Genomic DNA, 22,646 nt, shown 5'->3' with positions numbered 1-22,646 from the left:
ATACTTTACTCAACTACAAAACCAGATATCGCCAACAGTCTCAGCATAAAAATGTCAAGTGATAACTGGTAGATATTCCAGAAATTGGCATCTAAATTAAATCGAGTTTATCTAACACCACCTTTAACTTATCAGTAACATCTGAGTCTACTTCGCATAGCGGTAGACGAGTTGAACCGACCTCCCAACCTTGAAGTTTCAGCGCTTGTTTAACTGGAATGGGATTTGTAGTTAAAAATAAAGCTTTAAACAACGGAAATAGTTGTAGATGAATTTCGGTAGCCGTAGCGATTTCTCCCGCATTAAAAGCTTGAATCATCTGCTGTAGTTGATTACCTACCAGATGAGAAGCGACACTCACAACTCCTGTTGCCCCAATTGCTAACAAGGGCAAGGTTAAGGAATCATCTCCAGAGTAAATCTGAAATTCTTTTGGTGTCAAGCGGCGAATTTCACTCGCCTGGTCTAAATTTCCAGTTGCTTCTTTGATGCCAACAATATTGTCAATTTCCGCTAGCCGGGCAACAGTTTCTGGACTGAGGTTTTGTCCGGTACGTCCAGGGACATTATATAACAGTAATGGTAGTTCTGGACAAGCTTGGCCGATCGCTTGAAAGTGCTGGTAAAGACCTGCTTGTGGCGGTTTGTTGTAATAGGGTACAACTTGTAATGAACCATGTACTCCTATTCTAGCAGCTTTTTGCGTAGCTGCGATCGCTTCTTTGGTAGAATTAGAACCACATCCTGCAATCACCTTGGCTTTACCGCCCACTGCCTGCAATACTTCCACAAACAACTGGTATTCCTCATCCCAACTTAAGGTAGGGGATTCACCTGTTGTGCCACATACTACTAATGTATCTGTTCCATTGTTAGCTAGATGTGCTGCTAGTTCTGCCGCTACATCATAGTTAACACTACCGTCTGCTTTAAACGGCGTAATCATAGCGGTTAAAACTCTGCCAAATTCTCCCACCCTGTTTTTACTCCTAATTTGCCTCTTGGTTTTTCACAGTTATCAGTTATCAGTTATCAGTTATCAGTTATCAGTTAACAGACATAATGGGGTTTAATTCCCTCGCTACATCGGTGTTAACTGTAAACTCATTACTGTTCACTGTTCACTGTTCACTGATTTCATCTCTCGGTGGTTTTCTATTTTAATAACCTATTGGACAATTTGTTTCAAGGGTATTTCACACATATCGATTTTTATATATCTTCTTAGTGTAAAATACCTGAAATCTAATTGGTTATTATTTCTCACTAGAAACGTATGTTTTTGCTGGTTGGAGGAGATTTTTCTCTACCAATAACTCGGCAATTTGGACTGCATTCAGTGCCGCACCTTTACGGATTTGGTCTCCAGAAAGCCAAAGTTCCAAGCCGCATGGGTGAGAAATATCTTGACGAATTCTACCTAATAAAACGTCATCTTGACCTGTGGCTTCCATCGGCATGGGAAAGTAATTCTTTTCCCAATCTTCGATTAATTTTACTCCAGGAGAGTGACTTAAAATTTCTCTAGCTGCATCTGCACTAAAGGGATTGGCAAATTCTAGATTAATGGCTTCGGAATGGGCGCGAAGTACGGGAACCCGTATACAGGTAGCTGTAATTCTAATTTGTTGGTCGTCAAAAATTTTCCGGGTTTCGTTGACCATTTTCATTTCTTCTTCACAGTAACCCAAATCGTTCAAGGGAGAGTTATGTGGGAATAAATTAAACGCCAAGGGGTAAGGTAAAACTTCAGCTACTGGTTGCTGTCCTTGTAAGATAGCACTGGCTTGGGTTTGCACTTCTGTCATTGCTTTTGCACCTGCGCCACTGGCTGATTGATAGGTGGAAACTACAATGCGTTTAATGGGGCTGATTTGATGCAGAGGCCAAATTGCCACGCTCATCAAGATTGTGGTGCAATTAGGGTTAGCGATAATACCTTGGTGGTTAGCAGCAGCTAAGGGATTTACCTCTGGTACGACTAAGGGAACTTCGGGATTCATCCGAAAGGCGCTGGAATTATCTATGACTACAGCACCTTTTTCTACTGCCACACTTGCCCAAGTCTTGGATGTGGAACCACCTGCACTCGCTAGAACTAGGTCTACATTTTCTAGGGTGCGATCGCTCACTAATTCTACTGGTATATCTTCCCCTTTAAACCGGAGCGATCGCCCCACACTCCGCTCCGATGCTAATAGCTTCAATTCCGCCACCGGGAAATTCCGGCTTGCTAGTAATTCCAGCAACTCTGTGCCAACAGCACCAGTGGCTCCCAAAATAGCTACACGATAGGATTTCGACAAACTGGCTTTCTCCTTTAAGAGGTAATGTGTATTTTTTTAAACTAACGCTGGACAATTTATACTTACTTGTCTCAATAGTGATCGCTGATTTTTAATAATTTTTTTTAATTCTATGGGAGTTTTCTGAATATAGTGCGTTTACTTTCCAGATGACATTAACATTAACTTAAACCATGTTGAAATTTACTAGGATTGCTGCTAAAATATCAAACCTATTTATAATAGTATATAATACTATTATACAACAACCTCATGTCCAGTAGAAAAAAAGGAGTATCTACACTTAAGCATGGTGTAATTCTGAAAGTTTTAAAATAAACAAATATCAATCTGGTAAAGTGGGTTGCCAATAACGGTGGATGTACTATGATCCAGAGGGACTGCAACCAGTACATTTACAAAGTGTAGCTTCGTTGTTCGGGTAACAGTCATTCTGAGTCCCACAAGGCAGACAGACCCCCAACAGCAAAACAATTTATAGCAGAAGATGCTCGTTGAGAACCAGGATATCACGGTGTTAGACCTTTGAATTTAGAAAGGAACAACTGCTTAAGTTATTGTAATAACTGCGAGTTTCCATAGGTAAACTTATTGCGGTAAATTGTCAAGTCCTTTGCCATTGGCGGTAAACTGGATATCTACTCAAGGCACTCATCCATATAATATGGGATTTTGACAGATCACCTCCCACTCCTAAACCAAGAGAAATCAACCCACAGAAGCGGTAAATCGCGTCTTGTGCGTACTTGGAGCCAAAAAAACCAGAAATAAATATTAGAGACGAAGCATGAAAGTTACCCAGGAAAAACTTCCCGCCAGCCAAATCGGGCTGGAAATCGAGATTACGCCAGAAATTACCCAGAAAACTTACGAACAGGTAATTAAAAACTTAGCTAGTACTACAACTATTCCTGGGTTTCGTAAAGGCAAGGTACCGCGGCCGATATTACTACAGCGCCTTGGTGTAGCTCGAATCAAAGCAGCAGCGCTGGAGGAAATAGTTCAAGATGGCGTAGAAAAAGCCCTCAAACAAGAAGAAATTCCCGCAATTGGACAACCACAACTGCGGACTTCCTTTGAGGAATTGATTAGTAATTATGAACCAGGAAAACCCCTGACTTTTTTAGCGGCTGTAGATGTACAACCAGAAGTAAATTTGGTACAGTACACAGGTTTATCAGCCAAAGCCGAGGAAATAAAACACGACACTAATCGAGTTGATGAAGTCCTAAAAAAGGAAAGGGAAGAATTAGCAACGCTGATTCCTGTAGAAGGACGTGCAGCCCAAATTGGTGATGTGGCTGTAGTTGATTTTAAAGGTGTACTGGCAAAAGGTGAAGGGGAAGACGAAACAGCCGAGCCAACACCAATTCCGGGAGCCGAAGCCACAGACTTTAAACTAGAATTGGAAGAAGACAAGTTTATTCCTGGCTTTGTATCGGGCATGGTGGGGATGAATCCTGAAGAAACTAGAGAAATTCCGGCTCAGTTTCCAGATCCTTATGCCAATGAAGAGTTAGCTGGAAAAGCTGCCGTTTTCACAGTTACACTCAAAGAACTCAAGGAAAAAGAACTGCCGGAATTGAACGATGATTTCGCCCAGGAAGTTAGCGACTTTGACACCTTGGAGGAACTGCGGGCTTCTTTAGCAGAAAGCCATCAGAAAGAGGCTGAGGAAAAAACCAAATCGAACCAGCAGGAAGCTTTGCTAGCAGAACTGCTGAAGTACATAGAAGTTGATTTACCAGAAACCTTGATCGACAGAGAAATAGACGCGATGCTGAACCAAACAGCGATGCGGCTTTCTCAGCAAGGTTTGGACGTGAGAAAGCTGTTTACTGAAGATATTATTCCTCAATTGCGGGAGCGATCGCGCGATGAGGCCATTGAACGCCTCAAACGCTCTTTGGGATTACTGGAAGTCAGTAAACGTGAGTCCATCGAGGTAACACCGGAAGAAGTTGCAGCCAGAGTTGCAGAATTGATGGAACAGTACGCAGACCAAGACATTGATGCTGATAGAATGCGCTCAGTTGTCGAAAACGAAATGTTAACTGAAAAAATCGTTGATTGGCTGCTAGAACATTCATCAGTCGAACTTGTCCCCGAAGGTTCTCTGAGTCCCGCAGAAGAAACAGCAGGCGAGTCAGAGACAACTGAACCTCAGAGCGAGGCAGAAAGTGCCGCCGCTAGTACAGAATCAATATAATGTGGCTGAGTGCTGAGTAAAAATTTTTCGACTCGGCACTTTCTTGTAGAGACGTGATTTATCGCGTTTCTACACCAAATTCAGGTGAAATATTTAAGAAATCTTGAATAAATAGGGCATCTGTGATCGTTTTAGCTTGATCTGCTTTACCCAGAGCTATAGAGATAAGGCATAATGGTTAACAAATAGCTCAAATAAAATTGCATCCGCGAAAAAAGCAGCAATAACTGCTAGCAAACCTGTCCTAACTTAATTCTCAATTGTTCTTATATGCTTCTATCGCAGTCGGGAAATGACCCCATCAATAGTTTAAGTAGAATCAAATTTAGTTCCCACATGAGCGCACCTACCAACATTGTACCGATGGTAGTTGAGCAGTCTGGCATGGGAGAAAGGGCTTTTGATATTTACTCACGCCTGCTGCGAGAGCGAATTATCTTCTTGGGTACTCCCATCGATGATACTGTTGCCAATTCAATTGTGGCTCAATTGCTGTTCCTAGACGCGGAAGACTCAGAAAAAGATATTCAAATATATATCAATTCTCCTGGCGGTTCCGTCTACGCAGGGATGGCAATTTATGATACAATGCAACAAATCCGTCCCGATGTTGTTACTATATGCTTTGGATTAGCCGCAAGCATGGGGGCATTTTTATTAGCAGCAGGTTCTGCTGGTAAACGAATGTCTCTCCCTGACTCTCGCATCATGATTCACCAACCACTGGGTGGCGCTCAAGGTCAAGCCATTGATATTGAGATTCAAGCCAGAGAAATTCTGTATGTGAAGGCTAAGTTGAATCAGTTACTAGGCCATCACACTGGTCAACCACTGGAAAGACTTGAGGCAGATACTGAACGTGACTTTTTCATGTCCGCAGAAGAGGCAAAAAATTACGGTTTGATTGATCAAGTCATTTCCAGACAAAATATTCCCACCGCCGGGGAAAACGTCACCATTCTGAAATAAGAGGCTGGTATGTCTAAGTACGACTCCCATTTAAAATGTTCCTTTTGTGGCAAGTCTCAAGAGCAGGTGCGTAAATTAATCGCAGGGCCGGGAGTCTACATCTGCGATGAATGCGTTGACTTGTGTAATGAAATCCTAGATGAAGAGCTACTGGACACGAATACGGCAGCGTCACAACCAGCACCAAGATCAGAACCACCGCAAAAACGGCGTGCGCGCTCTTCTAATCTCTCATTTAACCAAATTCCCAAGCCGAGAGAGATTAAAAATTATCTAGATGAACACGTTATTGGTCAAGACGAAGCCAAAAAAGTATTGTCAGTGGCGGTTTATAACCACTACAAACGACTAGCAGTCATTCAGTCGAAAGGCAAAAATGAGGCAGATGATGCTGTCGAACTGCAAAAGTCCAATATTTTGTTAATTGGCCCGACTGGTTGCGGTAAAACCCTCTTGGCGCAAACCTTGGCGACAATCTTGGATGTACCCTTTGCTGTGGCTGATGCCACTACACTCACAGAAGCAGGGTATGTCGGTGAAGATGTGGAAAATATCCTGCTGCGACTGTTACAAGTGGCAGATTTGGATGTCGAGGAAGCCCAGCGCGGAATTATCTACATTGACGAAATAGATAAAGTAGCTCGCAAGAGTGAAAACCCTTCGATTACACGCGATGTTTCCGGCGAAGGCGTGCAGCAAGCTTTGCTGAAAATGTTAGAAGGGACAATCGCTAATGTGCCACCTCAAGGAGGGCGTAAGCATCCTTACCAAGACTGTATCCAAATTGATACTAGTAATATTCTGTTTGTCTGTGGCGGTGCTTTCGTAGGTTTAGATAAGGTAGTAGATCAGAGATCAGGTAAAAAGTCAATGGGTTTTGTCCAGCCCGGAGACCTTCAGTCTAAAGAGAAGCGGACTGCTGATACTCTCCGTTATCTAGAACCGGATGACCTAGTGAAGTTTGGCATGATTCCCGAATTTATTGGACGTGTTCCAATGGTAGCCGTGGTTGATCCGTTGGATGAAGAAGCGCTAATGGCGATTTTGACCCAACCACGCAGTGCTTTGGTGAAACAGTACCAAAAGCTGCTAAATATGGATAATGTCCAATTAGATTTTAAACAGGATGCTTTGCGGGCGATCGCTCAAGAAGCCTACCGCCGGAAAACAGGCGCTAGAGCCTTGCGGGGTATCGTGGAAGAATTGATGCTTGATGTCATGTACGAATTACCATCCCGTAAGGATGTTAGTCGCTGCATGGTTACCAAGGAAATGGTAGAGAAGCGCTCAACAGCTGAATTGATTGTGCATCCGTCTTCTCTACCTAAGCCAGAATCAGCTTAGTAGTCATTAGTCATTGGTCATTGGTCATTGGTCATTGGCTTTTGGCTTTTGACTTTTGATTTTTCACTTTTGACTTTTGAAAGATGCCTTATATTTGTGTTCGTGGTGTTGAGCATTATTATGAATGGGTGAAAAAACCATCTGGTTCTTTGGTAAAGCCAGTAATGGTTTTTATTCATGGTTGGGCTGGTTCGGCTAGGTACTGGAAAAGTACGGCTGATGCTTTAGTAGACCAATTTGATTGTTTACTCTACGATTTGCGGGGTTTTGGGCGTTCTCGTGGAAAACCTACCATAGCCGAAACCAGTGAATCTGTTATGGAGTCCCAATCAACCCCAGAAACATCAGCAGCAATCAAAGAGTTAACCTATGAATTAGAAGAGTATGCTGAGGATTTAGCAGGTTTGCTAGATGAATTGCAACTCCAGCGCATTTATATTAACGCTCATTCAATGGGTGCATCTATTGCTACATTGTTTATCAACAGCTATCCCCAACGAGTAGAACGAGGAATTTTAACCTGTAGTGGTATTTTTGAGTACGATGAAAAAGCCTTTACTGCTTTTCATAAATTTGGGGGCTACGTAGTTAAATTTCGTCCCAAGTGGTTAGGTAAAATACCGTTAGCTGACAGAATATTTATGGCTAGATTCTTGCATAGCCCCATTCCCAATTCCGAGCGTCAGGCTTTTTTACAAGATTTTCTCGAAGCAGATTATGATGCAGCATTGGGGACAATTTATACCTCAGTCAGTAAAGCACAAGCGGAATTAATGCCCCAGGAGTTTGCCAAGGTGACAGTACCGATTTTGCTGGTGGCTGGTGAGTATGACCAGATTATTCCTGCCGAGATGGGTCGTCAAGCGGCAGCACAGAGCGATAAAATTGAGTTTGCCATGATTGCCAATACATCCCATTTCCCGATGTTGGAAGATGCGCCAACTTACTTAATGCGGGTGCAGGAGTTTTTGCAGGTCAAACAATTTTAGATTTTAGATTTTAGATTTTAGATTTCGGTCAAAGCACTCGAAGCACAAGCAGGTTAATTTTATTTATGCGAAATACTTAGCCCAAACCCAGTTCGCGTTTTAACAAATTAATCGAATTAGCCCCAATGTAATTTTCCACCTTAATCAGTTTAGGTGGACGAATAATGTCTTCAAGTGATGCTTGTACTGCTGCGTGTACAGTGGGAAAACTAGCTTGATCGCTGATAATTACTTCTGCCCGCTTGACGATCGCTCTGATTTTGTACGCATCTTTTGGTTGTGAAGTCATGATCAATAGCTCATCTCCTCGTAAACCGTGAAGAATCACTTCTGCGGCACGAGCAATTCCGGAACTGAGACTGACTATACCTACACAATTTTGCTTTGGCAGAGTTTTTAACAGGTCGAGTTCTTTGCTGTAGTCGTAGATATCTAGAGGAATCACACGTACAGCTTTGGGAGCGGCGATCGCTTCCACATCGCTAATGAAATAACGACTTGTTACCACCGTTGCTGAGTTAGTTTTATTTAGCACGGCTGTTAATTCTTCCATTGCTACCAACTGTACAGGTATGTTTAGAGACATTTCTAGCTCATACACCATCAATTCACCAGCACCCATGTCATGAGAGGGAACTGCAACCAGAACTTGGGCGCTACAACGTAAGCGCCAATCAATTTCACCTAAAAATAGCTCCCGCGCTTGATTGAGTGAATAGCCTTGAGAAAGCATCTCATCTAGTGCTTTTTGCACCAGTTTATATGCATCTTCGGTTTGTTTTTTGACGACAGGGGATTGCAGCCTGCTACCGCCTTCATGACCTTGGGTACGCACATAAATTCCCGAACCAGCTAGACTTTCGACAAACCCGTCTTCTTCCAACTGGCGGTAAACTTTGCTAATGGTGTTGCGGTGTAACCCAGTTTGCATGGCTAACGCCCGTGTGCTTGGCAGTTTGTATCCAGGCGGATATTGCCGGGAGGCGATCGCAAACCGAATTTGATTAAATAGCTGGTTGGAAGCGGGAATTTCACTGTCTGGCTGAATACGGAATTGAATCATTACCAAACCTGTTGATATTGTTAGGGGCAAGTAACTAGGTGCATTTATTACATATTAGATATATTATATACACATTTAATTTTTTAGATGAAAATTTTCCATCCGCTCAGTTTTGCTAATTGATAACTTTGATGGGAAATAGCTGGAGTTACTGGCATAGTTATATCAAATAATCACATACCAATTATCAGTAAACCCGTTGGTAAAATTTATAGCGGTATGCACTTGAATGAAGTACATGATAGCCCCCTCCTCGGTTGCCTAAGGTGTACACACATCCTGGCTCAAAGAGAGTTTCAAGTCCTAAAAACAAGATTTCCGCTTAAATCTTGTTCCCCTCCTCGCTTGCACCGGAGGGGTTAGGGGTGGGGTTCTTATATCTCACTTAACTCAATACCTTAGCCAAAATAAGAGCCTTGATAATTTTTGGCAAAAACGGCAAAAACAAGCATACATAAGCGTTTCGAGAAAAAGGTTGTTTAGAATCTAAAACCCTTATCCTACCGTCAATACATTAAAAAACCCTTGTGGGAAACCTTCAAGGAATTTTTAGGACTGATTGTTTTTGCCAAGCCTAGCAAGAAACGGGAGTTCATGGTTGAAGCATTATTATCTCACCCTCGTAATTTGGCTAAGGTATTGAACTGAGAACCGCTTTCTTGGCATTGTTTGACAGCACGGGCAAATAAATCTGGTGCTACTCCGGTTTGGGTGGGGTGACAAGCGGCGATATGGATGATGTTTGCCCCCCATTGCAAAGCAGTATTAATCGCGTGGGTGAGGTTAATAGGGGAAATAAAATCATCACCAGCAAAAGAAATGGGAATATTTAATGCTGTACATAAAGGGGCAATGCCTGGGGCTGGTGTGCCGTGTTGCCCTAAAATGGTGCTAGAAATATGAGTAGCATGACTTGATAAATCTATCCGTTGTCTAATAGCTGGAGGAAAGGGGGCAAAAAATGCTTCTTGTTCTTTTTTCGCTTCTTCTTTATCGTGGTCTGGGTCGTCTTTTTTATCTTTTTGTTGTTGGTTAAATTCTAAATATAAATTGAGATAATAAAAGTATTCTTCGTTCAGTTCAATATCTTCTGACCAGTAGGGTTGAAATTGGCTAAAATTCGCGCCTTGAAAACAACTGCGTTCTAAGTCTGCTGCACCATCAAGGATAGCAATTTTAATCCGGGGGTCGCCTTTTGTGCGTGTCCAAATTTGAGAAATTCCGGGGATGTCGGTAAGGTCTGGCATGGTTTTGATTGTGTGTAATTGATGTTATAATTATGGGTGAAAAGTCTAATCTTTTATAAAGTTAATGCCAGCTAAAGATATTTTTCATGATGCTGTTAGGATAGGGTTAGAAAAAGAAGGTTGGGTGATTACAGATGATCCTTTAAGAATAGAAGTTGGTGATGTGGAAATGTATATTGATCTCGGTGCGGAGCAAGTTTTAGCTGCTGAAAGAGAAGGAGAAAAAATAGCGGTGGAAATTAAGAGTTTTATTGGTACATCTAATATTTCTCAATTTCATCAAGCCATTGGACAATTTTTTAATTATCATTTGGCATTAGAAGAACAACAACCAGAACGAGTTTTATATTTAGCTGTTCCTTCAGGAATTTATTACTCTTTCTTTCAATTGCAGTTTATTAAAACAGTTGTTGAGCGTTCCCAACTTAAAATCATGATTTATGATCCAGTTCAGGAGGTAATTGTAGCATGGAAAAACTAGAACAATATCGCAATTATGTCAAACAAGTGATCACAGAATATGCTCAATTAGGTTCAGCTAAAGATGAAATTGAACAACAATTGATTTTTGATACTTTTGGTGATCATTATCAATTGATGTATGTGGGTTGGAAAAATAGAAAACGGCAGCATGGTTGTGTTTTGCATTTGGATATTAAAGATCAGAAAATTTGGATACAACATGATGGAACTGAGATTGGCATAGCAGATGAGTTAGTTAAGTTAGGAGTGCCAAAATCAGATATTGTTTTAGCATTTCATGAACCTTTGGTGAGACAATATACAGGTTTTGCTGTTGGTTGATTTTCACATAGATTTTACATCATTCTTGGAAATATTTACATTATGTCATACAGTGATTTTACCCTCAGAAAAGTGAAGCAAACCTTTGGTATAAACACCATAAAAATCCTGGATATCCTGATATGGCCACGCCACGCTACGCTATCGGACTAACTAGATAATCTACTAATAAAATCCTCATGTTCTGGACTTGCTAAACCCTGCTGGACAATGGTTAACACTTTTCCTAAATCTCCTCCTAATAATGCTGTTTTATCTAACCATAAACCGGGGAATATTTGGGAACAAATTATATTATCTGCATTGGGTTGAAGTTGAATATACTCCCCTTGTTGTAGCCTAAACCAATCAAATTGATGGTCATAAACTCGCCATATTAAATATTCTTGGACTTGATTACGACGATAAACTTTGAGTTTTTCATGTAAATCATAGGAAGCACTAGAAGCAGCAATTTCTACTATTAATTCTGGCGCACCTTCTACATAATCATCTTTATTTATTCTTGATTGTCCTCCTATTTCAATTCTTAATAAAGCATCCGGTTGTGGTTCGTTATCTGTATCAAGAAGGACGGTAGTATTATCCAGTGCTTCCAGTCCTGGGGTAGCTGCTTCATAAGTTCCTAACCAAGTCATAATGCGAGCATGGGGTTTACCATGTTGTTTTGCTCTAACGGGTGATGCCACGTAAACTACTCCTTCAATTAATTCGGCTTTTTTCAAATTCGGCATGGCATGATAACGCCGTTCAAATTCATGACGGGTTAATTTGTCGCCGTTTTCTAGGGGAGGAATAGTTAAGATGGGAGACATGGCGTTAGGAGATATCATAATTTCCTCAAATTTTGCAGAAAATGAAATTGTCACCAATCAGGATGTCCAGGATTTCAGGATTTTCAGGATGTTGTATGAGGAATTTTGGTTATGGTAATAAAGGAGTTTTTATTCCCCGTTTAACAGCTTCGGCTAAACCTTCAGATTTTCTTAATTGTCCGATTTGATAAAGGGACATTAAAATTAATAATTCATAACGTTCTCCTGCTGTTCAACCTGTATTTTTTCCTTTAGCTTGTAGTTCTCCCAAGCGTTGATTTTGCACTACATCCATTTTTAAATTAGCTAATTCTAGAAGTTCCTGATCGGAAATATCAGGAATGCTTGAATTAATGCTAATTTCTGAGAGATTATCTAAGGTAGGTAATACTATTTCTAGGGTGTCAAGCAAAACGTCTGATATCTCTCGCGCTGTTGCTTCTCCAAGACGCTGGACAGAAGCAGCTAAACTTTCGGGTAAGTTAATAGTTGTGGGAATTGTCATAAAAATAAAATTCTTTATTACAATTATAGTTTAGATAATGAAATTGTCAGAATCAGGATTTCCAGGATTTAAGGATTTACAGGATGTTATTTAAATTGTGTCGGTTGGGTTGAGGGATGTTACCCAACATTTTGGTGATTTTGTGTGTGATTTAATTTTGTTGGGTTGCCAATTGCTGAGAGATTAGTTGAAGGATTTATAATAGTAAAGTCTAACATTTTCGATTCTTGTTTTTTCTAACTCTTTTTGGACAGTAAATATGGAAGTTAACACAGGGTGATTCACAAATATGTGTAGCGGTACTGGATGGATTAGTTGATCAATCCGATTCCTGCTTTAATGCAGCCAATTTAACTAGGGTGCAAACTCTTGTACAGGGAGAAGCTACCAGTGAAAGTATGTCCAATCACGGTACTCATGTAGCCAGTATTATATTTGGTCAACCGGAATCACCCGTTGAAGGAATTGCCCCCCGGTGTCGGGGTTTAATCGTGCCTATTTTTAGTGATAATAATAGGAAATCTTCTCAATTAGATTTATCTCGCGCCATTGAACAAGCGGTTAATGCCGGGGCGCATATTATCAACATCAGCGCCGGACAACTCACCGATAATGGTGAAGCTGAAGGTTGGTTAGATAAGGCTGTGCAACTATGCAAAGACAACAATGTTTTAATTGTGTCTGCTGCGGGTAACGATGGTTGCCAATGTTTGCACGTCCCCGCATCCTTACCCACTGTATTAGCAGTAGGGGCGATGGATGACCAAGGTAAACCCATAGACTTTAGCAACTGGGGGGAAATTTACCAAAATCAAGGCATCCTAGCACCAGGGTCAAACATCTTAGGTGCAGAACCGGGAGGAGGGACACAAAAACTCAGTGGTACTAGCTTTGCTACCCCCATTGTTTCAGCAGTGGCTGCTTTACTGCTAAGTCTGCAAATTCAACGCGGTGAAAAACCCGACCCTGCTAAGGTCAGAACCGCTTTATTAGAAACTGCTCCGTCGTGGTCGTATTTGGTGTTAGTTATTTAAATCTCCAATTTCTTGCATAACCAAAGTTGCTATAGCGATTATCAGTTAAGTGAGATACAACAACCCCACCCCCAACCCCCTCCCCGCAAGCCTAAGGTGTACACACAAGTAATATCTACAAGGGTTTCAAGCCTTTTAAACCCTTTAAATTGTCATTACGAGTGGAGCGATAGCGGAACGAAGTAATCGCATTGTCCCCTGGTCGTTGGGATTGCTGAGTCGCAAGGCGACACGCTACGCGAACGTCGTTCCTCCTCTCTGCGAGACGCTACGCGTTAGCGGAGCTTTCGCCTTAGCGATACGCAATGACAGGTTTTTCGGCGCAATCCTAGAACATAACTAGACAACAAAACCAAGCGTTAGGTAGAATTTTCAGACTTGTGTGTACACGGTAGCCCCGCAAGCGAGGAGGGGGCTATGATGTACTTCATTGAAGTTGCATACCGCTATAGTTATAGTGAAGAGCGATCGCTCTGGTTTTCGCAGGGCTTTGACCCAGATTTATGACCAAGAAATCAAAAAAAGGGTAAAGCCCGCTTTCGTTTCACCGCAAAAATGCTCCCCATCGCCTGAGCAACCCTTCCAGGGGTCATTTTGTCTAATAACTTAGTATGTCAAACAATTTTAGATTTTAGATTTTAGATTTTAGATTGACCCCACAGATGAATCTAGGGGCTTGAGGATTTTAGATTTGGGATTTTCGATTGATTGATTCCACAGATAAATCTGGGGGCTTGTACCATTAAGGAACTATTGGTCAAAAAAAGTGCTACCCTCAACTAAATAGTATTGAATTATACATCAAATTTTGACTGATGTACCTTTAAACTTCCAATATATACAGAAATACCATCACTTTTAATCTTGTTACACTAGAAATATGCGGTGAAACTTGATTTTTTTAATTTTTTAATTTTTTTATAAAACCGGATGAATGCTAAATCGAATAATGATGAAGCGGTGAGGCTGGAAGTTCTCCGCCAGTATCAAATTTTGGATACGGAACCGGAAGAAGTTTATGATAATTTAGCTCAATTAGCTGCTTTTATCTGTGGTACACCCATAGCTTTAGTCAATTTTATCGATGAAAATCGTCAGTGGTTTAAAGCAAAACTCGGTTTGGATGTGCCGGAAATGCCCCGTAATGTCGGGTTATCTTACCTTTGCCAAGAAAAACGGGATGTTGTCATAGTACCCGATGCTTTAGCTGATGCGAAGTTAGCAACAAATCCGGTGGTGACTGATTATCCCTATGTGAGGTTTTATGCTGGTGTCCCTTTGATTACTCCGAAGGGTTATATGTTGGGAACTCTGTGTGTAATTGACAAAGTACCACGGCAACTGAGCCAACAACAAGTAGACGCGCTGGTGGCTTTGAGTCGCTTGGTAATTAACCAACTAGAACTCAGACGTAATGTATCGGAAGTCTCTCGCATTAGTGAGGAATTTATCACTCATGAGCAAGCTGCTAAAACCCAGATTACAAATATACTCGAAAGTATCACTGATGCTTTTTTTGCGTTAGATCAAGATTGGCGATTTACATATATTAATAGTCAACCAGAACGACTGTTGCAGAAAAGCAAAAATGATTTATTGGGTAAAAATATCTGGGAAGTTTTCCCAGCACTGGTAGAGACAAAATTTTATCATGAGTATCACAGAGCGATCGCTCAACAAGTTAGTGTGGAATTTGAAGAATTCTATCCACCCCTCAAAGGTTGGTTTAGCGTTCACGCCTATCCCTCGCGTGATGGTTTGTCTGTGTATTTCCAAGATATTACCGAAAAGCAGCAAACAGCCGTAGCCCTGCGACAAAGTGAAGAACGTTGGCAATTAGCCTTACAGGGTAATAATGATGGTATTTGGGATTGGAATGTCAAAACCAATGAGGTGTTTTTCTCCACTCGCTGGAAGGAAATGCTGGGATATGAAGACCAGGAAATTGCTAATCATTTGGATGAATGGGAAAAACTAGTCCATCCTGATGATTTAAATTATGTCCTGCAAGCCTTGGAAAATCACTTTACCAAGAAAACACCTTTCTATGTTACCGAACATCGACTTTTATGTAAAGATGGTAGTTATAAATGGATTCTAGATCGCGGACAGGCTCTTTGGGATAAAACTGGTGATGTGGTGCGGATGCTAGGTTCCCATACTGATATTGCTGAACGCAAACAAGCTGAAGAGGAATTAAAACGTCAGAATTTGCGCTCGCAACTTTTCGCAGAAATCACCCTCAAAATTCGCGAAAGTCTCGAAATAGAGGAAATTCTCCAAACTACGGTCAAAGAAGTCCAAAAACTTCTGGAAGCTGACCGAGTTGTGATGTTTCAAGTTTGGGCTGATGGTTCGGGAACGGTGGTACAAGAAGCTGTACTACCTGGTTGGCCTGTGGTTTTAGGACAAGACATTCTCGACCCCTGTTTTCAAGAACAAGGCTATGTGGAACAATATCGTCTAGGCAGAGTCGCTGCAATTGTAGACGTTGAACAAGCTGATATTAAAGACTGCTATGGGGAATTTCTGCAAAGTTTAGGTGTAAAAGCTAACCTTGTAGTCCCGATTATGGTCAGGGAAAATCTTTGGGGTTTGTTGATTGCTCATCAATGTGCTACACCTCGCCAGTGGAACAGCTTTGAGTTAGATTTGTTACAACAGATAGCTAACCAGATTGGAATTGCTTTGGCTCAAGCAAAGTTATTAGAACAAGAAACCCGCCATACTCAGGAATTGGCTCGCTCTAATGCTGAATTAGAACAGTTTGCTTATGTCGCATCCCATGATTTGCAGGAACCGTTGCGGATGGTGACAAGTTATTTACAACTGTTAGAACGCAAATATAAACATCAATTAGATGCTAATGCGGAACAGTTTATCACCTACGCTGTCGATGGGGCGCGGCGGATGCAGAGTCTGATTAATGATTTGTTGGATTATTCCCGTGTTACCAGCCGAGGACAGCCCATTGTCGAAGTTGATTTTAACATGATTTTTGAGCGGGCGATCGCCAATCTCAAATTTACCATAGAAGAGAGTAGCGCAATCATTACCCATGACCTGTTACCTATAGTCATGGCTGATCCTACTCAACTCACCCAAGTGTTACAAAACTTAATTGGTAACGCCATCAAATTCCGGGGAGAATCACCACTAAAAATTCACCTGGGAGCAGTGAAAGCAGAACAAACACAAGAACAACTCCCCATTCCCCATTCCCCACTCCCCACTCCCCCAAATGAATGGCTATTCTCCGTGAGTGATAATGGAATTGGTATAGAATCCCAATATGCTGAACGTATTTTTGTGATATTTCAACGCTTACACGGTAGAAGTAAATACCCAGGGACTGGAATTGGGTTGGCAATTTGTAAAAAGATTATAGAACGCCACGGCGGCAGGATCTGGGTTGAGTCGAAACCGGGTCAAGGCTCGACTTTTTACTTCACAATTCCAGAAAAGGTTGGTAAACAATCGTGAATAATACCACAGCGATTATGCCCATTGAGGTTTTGTTAGTAGAAGACAATCCCGGCGATGCTGAACTAACCAGAATCGCCCTCGAAGATAGCAAAATCTCAGTTAACCTGAATGTGGTGGAAGATGGCGTAGAAGCAATGGCATTCTTGCAAAAACAGGGAAACTATGCTAATGCACCTCATCCAGATATTGTCCTGCTTGATTTAAACTTACCCAAAAAAGACGGGCGGGAAGTCCTCGCAGAAATCAAAGCTGATAAAAAACTCAGGCGGATTCCTGTCGTTGTTTTGACAACTTCTCAATCTGAGGAAGATATTCTCAAAGCTTATAACCTCTCGGCTAATTGTTTTATCACTAAGCCGGTTGACTTTGATCAATTCGTTAAAATTGTACAATCTATAGAAAATTTCTGGTTTGCAATTGTCAAACTGCCACCGGAGTGAAATAATTAATGGCAGGAAATTCTATTAAAGTCTTGTTAGTCGAAGATAACCCTGGTGATGTTTTTTTACTACAAGAGTTATTACAGGAAGTAACTACAGCTAAAGTGGAGTTGCAACCAGCCGAGCAGCTCTGTGAAGCATTAGAATGTATAGCGAGAGATAGCTTTGATGTCATATTGTTAGACCTTTCGTTACCTGATAGCCAAGGACTAGACACCTTTATCAGTACGGCTCGTCAGACTAAAGCTACTCCAATTATTGTGTTAACGGGTTTAAATGATGAAACCCTCGCACTACGAGCGATGCAGTCAGGCGCACAAGATTATTTAGTCAAGGGTCAAGTGACTGGCGATTTGCTGGTACGTTCTATGCGTTATGCTATTGAGCGTCAACGTTCCGAAAATGCCCTGCGCCAAAGTGAAGAACGCTTTCGGGTGGCTTTAAAAAATTCCCCAATCTTTGTTTTCAACCAAGATATAAATTTATCTTACACCTGGGTTTATAATCCCATGTCTGGATGGACAAGTCAGGATATGTTGGGTAAACATGACTGTGATTTGATTCCAGACAAAGATGCTCAAGGTTTGACGGCGATTAAACATAGTGTACTGACTAACGGCATCGGGATACGAGAGGAAGTATCAATCACTACGCCCCTGGGGACTCGATATTACGACTTGACTGTGGAACCATTACGGAATGAATCGCAAGAAATTGTCGGTATAACTTGTGCTGGTATTGATATCAGCGAACGCAAGCTTTCAGAAGCCAAAATTCGTGAACAAGCGGCTTTACTAGATATCACCACTGATGCAATTTGTGTGTGTGATTTAGAAAATCAGATTCAGTTTTGGAACAAAGGTGCAGAAACTCTCTATGGTTGGCAAGTTCAAGAGGCTGTAGGCAGAAATTTTGGTGATATTTTGGATAATGAAGCCGCGCAAGAAAACCACGAGGCTTTATTGTCTGTCATGACTAAAGGTAAGTGGGAAGGCGAGTTAACTCAAATCACTAAAACTGGTAAAGAAATTCTGGTAGCGAGTCGTTGGAGTTTGGTACGCGACGCACAGGGAAGGCCTAAGTCAATTCTGATTGTAGATACAGATATTACAGAGAAGAAGCGTTTAGAATCACAATTATTTCGCACCCAACGTCTGGAAAGTATCGGTACACTGGCTAGTGGTATTGCTCACGATTTGAATAATATTTTAACACCAATTTTGGCAGGAGCGCAATTACTACCGCTTAAATTCCCCGATGCTGATGAACGGACTAAACGGTTGTTGGAAATTTTGGAAATCAACGCCAAAAGAGGAGCAGATTTAGTTAAGCAGGTGCTATCCTTTGCTAGAGGTGTAGAAGGAAAGCGGATTACTTTGCAGATTAGGCATTTGATTGTGGAAATTGCCAAAATTCTCAAAGAAACATTTCCCAAATCTATCGAAATTCATACCAATATCCCTAATGAGTTGTGGCTGGTTTCTGGAGATAGTACCCAACTCCATCAGGTAGTAATGAATTTGTGTGTCAATGCCCGCGATGCTATGCCTCATCGGGGTATTTTAAGTATATCTGCTGAGAATTTTGTGGTTGATGAAAATTATGCGCGGATGAATTTGGAAGCAGAAGCCGGATTATATGTGGTAATTACGGTTACTGATACTGGAGTTGGTATACCGCAAGAAACTTTAGATAGAATTTTTGAGCCATTTTTTACTACTAAACCAGTGGGACAAGGTACAGGTTTAGGACTTTCTACTGTGATTGGAATTGTTAAAAGCCACGGTGGTTTTATCAATGTCTATAGTGAGGTAGGTAATGGTACTAGCTTTAAGGTGTATTTACCAGCTGTGGGGGGAACGGAAACCCTCGCTGTTGAAGATGTAGCAATACCCACAGGACATGGGGAATTAATTCTGATTGTGGATGATGAACCTTCGATACAGGATGTCACCAGAAATTCGCTCGAAAGTCACCAATATCAGACGTTAATTGCTAGTGACGGCATTGAGGCGATCGCACTATATGCTAAATATGCAGACAAAATTAGTGCTGTCCTCATGGATATGATGTTACCTTCCTTAGATGGAGTCACAGCTATTCGGACTTTGCAAAAAATCAACCCCCAAGTGAAAATTATTGCTACCAGTGGTCTGATGTCCAAAACTAAATTAGGAGAAGTTATGGACACTGGTACACAGACATTTTTGCCAAAACCTTACACTGTCAATGAATTATTACTGTCTTTACAGCAAATACTTAAGTAGTTATTTCACTTTGACACAAGGGCGGGCAGGATGACCACCCCACAACATTCACGGACAACTATCGCACCAACCCCGAACAGTCACTTCATAACTTTCACCACGCATACCAGGGCGTAGACTTTTCATATCTATACACTGGAAAGTTTCCCACGCAATATCTTCAATTGCACCACATCGGCGACAACAAAAATGGTGATGAGGTTCCACATTGGCATCATAGCGACAAACCCCCTCTTCCAGTAAAACCTCCTGGACAAGTCCCACTTCTCTGAGAGCTTGTAGAGAACTGTAAATAGTCGCCTGAGACGACACTGGAAAATCCTTATTGAGATCCGCCAGGATGGTTTCAACTGTGGGGTGATCTGACCGAGATAACAAATTTGCATAAACTGCGAACCTCTGAGGAGTCACCCTCAAACCCTTAGATTTTAAGGTTTGAATAATTGTGTGTGCCTCTTGCTGCATATCTGCTGCTACATTTTACATTTTAACGATTCCCCTATTATAATCGCCTCCAGTCATAAATTAGTATTATATGTGAACAAAACCAATTATTAAGTATTTATAACTATTGAATTTTTCGCATATCAGAATTATTCTGATATAAGTGAGCAGAACGCAATCACAAATTAAAACTACACTGACCACAAGATTAATATGGCTGTTATCGAAAAAGTTCCCAACGTTGTATTCAAAACCCGTGTGCGCGACGAGTCCATTGGTGGTCCTAACCCCTTCCGTTGGGAAGACCGCACCACACAAGATGTTTTCGCTGGTAAGCGTATAGTAGTATTTTCACTACCAGGAGCTTTTACCCCCACTTGTTCTACCTCCCACCTTCCCCGCTACGAAGAACTCTACGACCAATTCAAAGCCTTGGGAGTTGATGATGTAGTTTGTGTATCTGTAAATGATGCCTTTGTGATGTTCCAATGGGGCAAGCAACAAGGCGCTACAAATGTTAAGCTGCTCCCTGATGGTAATGGTGAATTTACCCGCAAGATGGGGATGTTAGTTGATAAATCTAACCTGGGCTTTGGTCTGCGCTCTTGGCGTTACTCAATGGTCGTGAATGACGGCAAAATTGAAAAGATTTTCATTGAAGCTGGTTATGAAGATAACTGTCCTACCGATCCATTTGAAGTTTCGGATGCAGACACCATGCTAAATTACCTAAAACAAGCTTAAACTCCTGCTGCTGTGTAATATGTTAAGGGACTGAGCATTGGTCGTTGGATATTGGGACATTGAGGATAAAAAAATTATTTCCCAATCCCTAGAACAAGAGGGGGAGCATGGAAGCGGGGATAAAGAAGCAGGGGAGAAAGAAGCAGGGGAGCGGGGGTGAGTTGGGAATTACTTTACACTCCCGACTGCTTAACAACCTATTCTCTTCTCCCCTGCACCCTGCCCCCTGCCCCTCTGCCTCTTCCTCAGTCCCCATATTGAAAATTTAAAAATTGAGGGACACAACACATGAGTTACGATTTCGACTTATTTGTAATTGGTGCAGGATCTGGTGGTATTGCAACCGCTAGAAGGGCTGCGGAATATGGAGCTAAAGTAGGGGTGGCTGAGTTTGACAGACTAGGCGGAACCTGCGTAAATCGTGGCTGTGTCCCTAAAAAGTTAATGGTTTATGCTTCCCATTTTCCTGAGTTGTTGGCAGATTCCCAAGGATATGGCTGGAGTGCAGTCAAGAGTAGTCTAGATTGGGAAAAAATGATTACGGCGGTCAATAATGAAGTGACTCGCCTGAATGGCATTTATAAAGGGATGCTGGATAAATCCAAGGTTGAAATCTTGGAGGGATATGGTACATTTATTGATGCTCATACGGTTAAAGTAGGCGATCGCCAAGTCACCGCAGACAAGATTTTAATAGCTGTGGGTGGGTATCCCGTGAAGCCAAATATTCCCGGAATTGAATATGCGATTACCTCCGATGATATCTTCCACCTCAAAGAACAGCCCCAGCGCCTCGTAATTTTGGGGGGAGGTTATATTGGTTCAGAATTTGCCTGTATCCTGAATGGACTAGGAAGCGATGTCACCCAGATAATCCGCAATGACAAAATTTTGCGTGGTTTCGATGAAGACTTGCAAACTGAAATTCAGCAAGCAATGGGTAATCACGGCATCAAAATTCTCAATAATAGCGAAATAACTGGTATAGAGAAGACTGACTCAGGACTAAAGGTGACTGTTCGCAACAATGATGATGCTGAGGAGACAGTAATTGTTGATGCTGTTAGTTTAGCAGCTACAGGGCGCAAACCCAATACACAAAAATTGGGCTTGGAAAATACTAAAGTTCAGCTTGATAAGAATGGCGCAGTTATAGTTGATAAATACAGTCAAACCAGTGAAGAAAATATCTATGCACTGGGAGATTGTACAGATAATATTAATTTAACTCCGGTGGCGATTAATGAAGGTAGAGCCTTGGCTGATACTGTATTTGGTAACAAGTCTCGCACCATGAGTTACGAAAATATACCGACAGCTATCTTTACGACACCAGAAGCTGCAACTGTTGGTATGACTGAAGCAGAAGCCAGAGCCGAATATGGTGATGCGGTGAAAGTTTATCGCAGTCGTTTTCGACCGATGTATTATACCTTAGCTGGTAAAGATGAAAAAACCATGATGAAATTAGTGGTTGATCAAAATACCGATAAGGTAGTGGGGGCGCACATGGTAGGAACCAGCGCTGCTGAGATTATACAAGGAGTGGCGATCGCAGTTAAAATGGGTGCTACTAAAGCTAACTTTGATGCCACAGTAGGAATCCATCCTAGTTCTGCCGAAGAGTTTGTCACTATGCGATAAAGCTAATTAGCTGATAAACTTGGAAATGCCCTGGATTTACTAAAATCTGAGGGCATTTTTGGCGCTATAGTAGAGCGTCAAGTTTATCTAGTATTCTTAAGCCTTCTTCTGAGTTACCCATTGCGGCCATTGCTTTAAATCTTGTATTAGCATCAAATTCGGCTAGAGCGATAGTAGAAAGTTCTTCAATCAACTTATTGATACTGATACCTTTGACTTGAGCAAGTTCTTTTAATCTGTTGTGCTTGTCGTCTGGGAAACGAATAGTTAAAGTTGCCATTTTCGTTTAACTCCTAATAACTGCTTCGACGAGCTAGCCTAAGCGTACCAAAGATT

The 22,646-nt window shown here is 41.6% G+C and carries 20 protein-coding genes; 12 read left to right on the top strand and 8 right to left on the bottom strand.

All coding sequences use genetic code 11. From position 1 onward, the window contains the following. Positions 1-91: 91 nt before the first annotated feature. Positions 92-976: a 4-hydroxy-tetrahydrodipicolinate synthase gene (gene dapA / locus NSP_RS21360; protein ID WP_006196101.1), complete on the bottom strand. Its 885-nt coding sequence runs from the start codon at positions 974-976 to the stop codon at positions 92-94. A gap of 280 nt (positions 977-1,256) precedes the next feature. Next, the gene (locus NSP_RS21355; protein ID WP_006196100.1) at positions 1,257-2,306 is read right to left on the bottom strand and encodes an aspartate-semialdehyde dehydrogenase; all 1,050 of its coding nucleotides are present in this window, start codon (positions 2,304-2,306) and stop codon (positions 1,257-1,259) included. A 787-nt stretch (positions 2,307-3,093) separates the two neighbouring features. Here NSP_RS21355 and tig point away from each other — a divergent pair. The 4 genes from tig to NSP_RS21335 all read left to right on the top strand — a co-directional run bounded on the left by tig (position 3,094) and on the right by NSP_RS21335 (position 7,817). Beyond that, a complete protein-coding gene (tig, locus tag NSP_RS21350; RefSeq protein WP_006196098.1) occupies positions 3,094-4,515 on the top strand; it encodes a trigger factor in 1,422 nt (473 codons plus the stop codon). Between the two features lie 270 nt (positions 4,516-4,785). Further along, on the top strand, positions 4,786-5,484 hold the full coding sequence (clpP, locus tag NSP_RS21345; protein WP_042202090.1) for an ATP-dependent Clp endopeptidase proteolytic subunit ClpP: 699 nt from the start codon (positions 4,786-4,788) through the stop codon (positions 5,482-5,484). Positions 5,485-5,493: 9 nt separating this feature from the next. Continuing rightward, positions 5,494-6,828 carry an ATP-dependent protease ATP-binding subunit ClpX gene (clpX, locus tag NSP_RS21340; RefSeq protein ID WP_006196094.1) on the top strand — a complete coding sequence of 445 codons (1,335 nt, stop codon included), beginning with the start codon at positions 5,494-5,496 and terminating at the stop codon, positions 6,826-6,828. An 83-nt stretch (positions 6,829-6,911) separates the two neighbouring features. Further along, positions 6,912-7,817, top strand: a complete 906-nt coding sequence (locus NSP_RS21335) for an alpha/beta fold hydrolase (RefSeq protein ID WP_006196093.1) — start codon at positions 6,912-6,914, stop codon at positions 7,815-7,817. Positions 7,818-7,893: 76 nt separating this feature from the next. Here the strand turns inward: NSP_RS21335 and NSP_RS21330 are convergent, their stop codons facing one another. Together NSP_RS21330 and NSP_RS21325 are read right to left on the bottom strand one after the other, a co-directional pair. After that, a complete protein-coding gene (locus NSP_RS21330; protein ID WP_006196091.1) occupies positions 7,894-8,880 on the bottom strand; it encodes a GntR family transcriptional regulator in 987 nt (328 codons plus the stop codon). Between the two features lie 614 nt (positions 8,881-9,494). Beyond that, the gene (locus tag NSP_RS21325; protein ID WP_006196090.1) at positions 9,495-10,127 is read right to left on the bottom strand and encodes a S8/S53 family peptidase; all 633 of its coding nucleotides are present in this window, start codon (positions 10,125-10,127) and stop codon (positions 9,495-9,497) included. Between the two features lie 64 nt (positions 10,128-10,191). Between NSP_RS21325 and NSP_RS21320 the strand changes: the two genes are divergently transcribed. Together NSP_RS21320 and NSP_RS21315 are read left to right on the top strand one after the other, a co-directional pair. Beyond that, positions 10,192-10,608 carry a XisH family protein gene (locus tag NSP_RS21320; RefSeq protein ID WP_006196088.1) on the top strand — a complete coding sequence of 139 codons (417 nt, stop codon included), beginning with the start codon at positions 10,192-10,194 and terminating at the stop codon, positions 10,606-10,608. Continuing rightward, positions 10,596-10,931 (top strand): XisI protein, encoded by a 336-nt coding sequence (locus NSP_RS21315; protein ID WP_006196086.1) that lies wholly within the window; start codon positions 10,596-10,598, stop codon positions 10,929-10,931. The genes NSP_RS21320 and NSP_RS21315 overlap by 13 nt, the downstream gene beginning before the upstream one ends. A 149-nt stretch (positions 10,932-11,080) precedes the next feature. On the opposite strand, the gene NSP_RS21310 is transcribed toward NSP_RS21315, so the two are convergent. Then, positions 11,081-11,746 (bottom strand): Uma2 family endonuclease, encoded by a 666-nt coding sequence (locus tag NSP_RS21310; protein ID WP_006196085.1) that lies wholly within the window; start codon positions 11,744-11,746, stop codon positions 11,081-11,083. Between the two features lie 232 nt (positions 11,747-11,978). Next, positions 11,979-12,251 (bottom strand): hypothetical protein, encoded by a 273-nt coding sequence (locus tag NSP_RS21305; RefSeq protein ID WP_006196082.1) that lies wholly within the window; start codon positions 12,249-12,251, stop codon positions 11,979-11,981. A 257-nt stretch (positions 12,252-12,508) separates the two neighbouring features. On the opposite strand from NSP_RS21305, the gene NSP_RS21300 reads away from it, so the two are divergent. The 4 genes from NSP_RS21300 to NSP_RS21285 all read left to right on the top strand — a co-directional run bounded on the left by NSP_RS21300 (position 12,509) and on the right by NSP_RS21285 (position 19,478). After that, the gene (locus NSP_RS21300) at positions 12,509-13,285 is read left to right on the top strand and encodes a S8 family serine peptidase (RefSeq protein ID WP_332306395.1); all 777 of its coding nucleotides are present in this window, start codon (positions 12,509-12,511) and stop codon (positions 13,283-13,285) included. A gap of 930 nt (positions 13,286-14,215) precedes the next feature. Continuing rightward, a complete protein-coding gene (locus tag NSP_RS21295) occupies positions 14,216-16,768 on the top strand; it encodes a GAF domain-containing protein (RefSeq protein ID WP_006196080.1) in 2,553 nt (850 codons plus the stop codon). Beyond that, positions 16,765-17,211, top strand: coding sequence for a response regulator (locus tag NSP_RS21290; RefSeq protein WP_006196079.1), 447 nt, complete (start codon positions 16,765-16,767; stop codon positions 17,209-17,211). The genes NSP_RS21295 and NSP_RS21290 overlap by 4 nt, the downstream gene beginning before the upstream one ends. Before the next feature lie 8 nt (positions 17,212-17,219). Continuing rightward, complete coding sequence (locus tag NSP_RS21285) at positions 17,220-19,478, top strand: hybrid sensor histidine kinase/response regulator (protein ID WP_006196078.1); 2,259 nt, start codon at positions 17,220-17,222, stop codon at positions 19,476-19,478. A gap of 48 nt (positions 19,479-19,526) precedes the next feature. Here the strand turns inward: NSP_RS21285 and NSP_RS21280 are convergent, their stop codons facing one another. Continuing rightward, positions 19,527-19,943, bottom strand: a complete 417-nt coding sequence (locus NSP_RS21280; protein WP_006196077.1) for a Fur family transcriptional regulator — start codon at positions 19,941-19,943, stop codon at positions 19,527-19,529. A 192-nt stretch (positions 19,944-20,135) separates the two neighbouring features. On the opposite strand from NSP_RS21280, the gene NSP_RS21275 reads away from it, so the two are divergent. After that, positions 20,136-20,666, top strand: coding sequence for a peroxiredoxin (locus NSP_RS21275; protein ID WP_006196076.1), 531 nt, complete (start codon positions 20,136-20,138; stop codon positions 20,664-20,666). Between the two features lie 288 nt (positions 20,667-20,954). Further along, a complete protein-coding gene (gor, locus tag NSP_RS21270) occupies positions 20,955-22,310 on the top strand; it encodes a glutathione-disulfide reductase (protein WP_006196074.1) in 1,356 nt (451 codons plus the stop codon). Between the two features lie 64 nt (positions 22,311-22,374). Here gor and NSP_RS21265 read toward each other — a convergent pair whose 3' ends face one another. Continuing rightward, on the bottom strand, positions 22,375-22,590 hold the full coding sequence (locus NSP_RS21265; protein ID WP_006196073.1) for a toxin-antitoxin system HicB family antitoxin: 216 nt from the start codon (positions 22,588-22,590) through the stop codon (positions 22,375-22,377). Positions 22,591-22,646 lie beyond the last annotated feature (56 nt).

The organism is Nodularia spumigena CCY9414, assembly GCF_000340565.2.
GTDB classification, from domain to species: Bacteria; Cyanobacteriota; Cyanobacteriia; order Cyanobacteriales; family Nostocaceae; genus Nodularia; species Nodularia spumigena.
Note: the sequence above shows the minus strand (reverse complement) of the source record. Positions and strands in the feature narration are given on the sequence as shown.

Bases quoted from the DNA above. Each gene is read 5' to 3' on its own strand.
- NSP_RS21305 (WP_006196082.1), bottom strand. From the start codon at position 12,251: ATGACAATTCCCACAACTATTAACTTACCCGAAAGTTTAGCTGCTTCT.
- NSP_RS21265 (WP_006196073.1), bottom strand. From the start codon at position 22,590: ATGGCAACTTTAACTATTCGTTTCCCAGACGACAAGCACAACAGATTA.
- NSP_RS21325 (WP_006196090.1), bottom strand. From the start codon at position 10,127: ATGCCAGACCTTACCGACATCCCCGGAATTTCTCAAATTTGGACACGC.
- NSP_RS21285 (WP_006196078.1), top strand. From the start codon at position 17,220: ATGGCAGGAAATTCTATTAAAGTCTTGTTAGTCGAAGATAACCCTGGT.
- tig (WP_006196098.1), top strand. From the start codon at position 3,094: ATGAAAGTTACCCAGGAAAAACTTCCCGCCAGCCAAATCGGGCTGGAA.
- NSP_RS21295 (WP_006196080.1), top strand. From the start codon at position 14,216: ATGAATGCTAAATCGAATAATGATGAAGCGGTGAGGCTGGAAGTTCTC.
- gor (WP_006196074.1), top strand. From the start codon at position 20,955: ATGAGTTACGATTTCGACTTATTTGTAATTGGTGCAGGATCTGGTGGT.
- clpP (WP_042202090.1), top strand. From the start codon at position 4,786: ATGCTTCTATCGCAGTCGGGAAATGACCCCATCAATAGTTTAAGTAGA.
- NSP_RS21335 (WP_006196093.1), top strand. From the start codon at position 6,912: ATGCCTTATATTTGTGTTCGTGGTGTTGAGCATTATTATGAATGGGTG.
- NSP_RS21330 (WP_006196091.1), bottom strand. From the start codon at position 8,880: ATGATTCAATTCCGTATTCAGCCAGACAGTGAAATTCCCGCTTCCAAC.
- NSP_RS21280 (WP_006196077.1), bottom strand. From the start codon at position 19,943: ATGCAGCAAGAGGCACACACAATTATTCAAACCTTAAAATCTAAGGGT.
- NSP_RS21315 (WP_006196086.1), top strand. From the start codon at position 10,596: ATGGAAAAACTAGAACAATATCGCAATTATGTCAAACAAGTGATCACA.
- NSP_RS21320 (WP_006196088.1), top strand. From the start codon at position 10,192: ATGCCAGCTAAAGATATTTTTCATGATGCTGTTAGGATAGGGTTAGAA.
- NSP_RS21275 (WP_006196076.1), top strand. From the start codon at position 20,136: ATGGCTGTTATCGAAAAAGTTCCCAACGTTGTATTCAAAACCCGTGTG.
- clpX (WP_006196094.1), top strand. From the start codon at position 5,494: ATGTCTAAGTACGACTCCCATTTAAAATGTTCCTTTTGTGGCAAGTCT.
- NSP_RS21310 (WP_006196085.1), bottom strand. From the start codon at position 11,746: ATGTCTCCCATCTTAACTATTCCTCCCCTAGAAAACGGCGACAAATTA.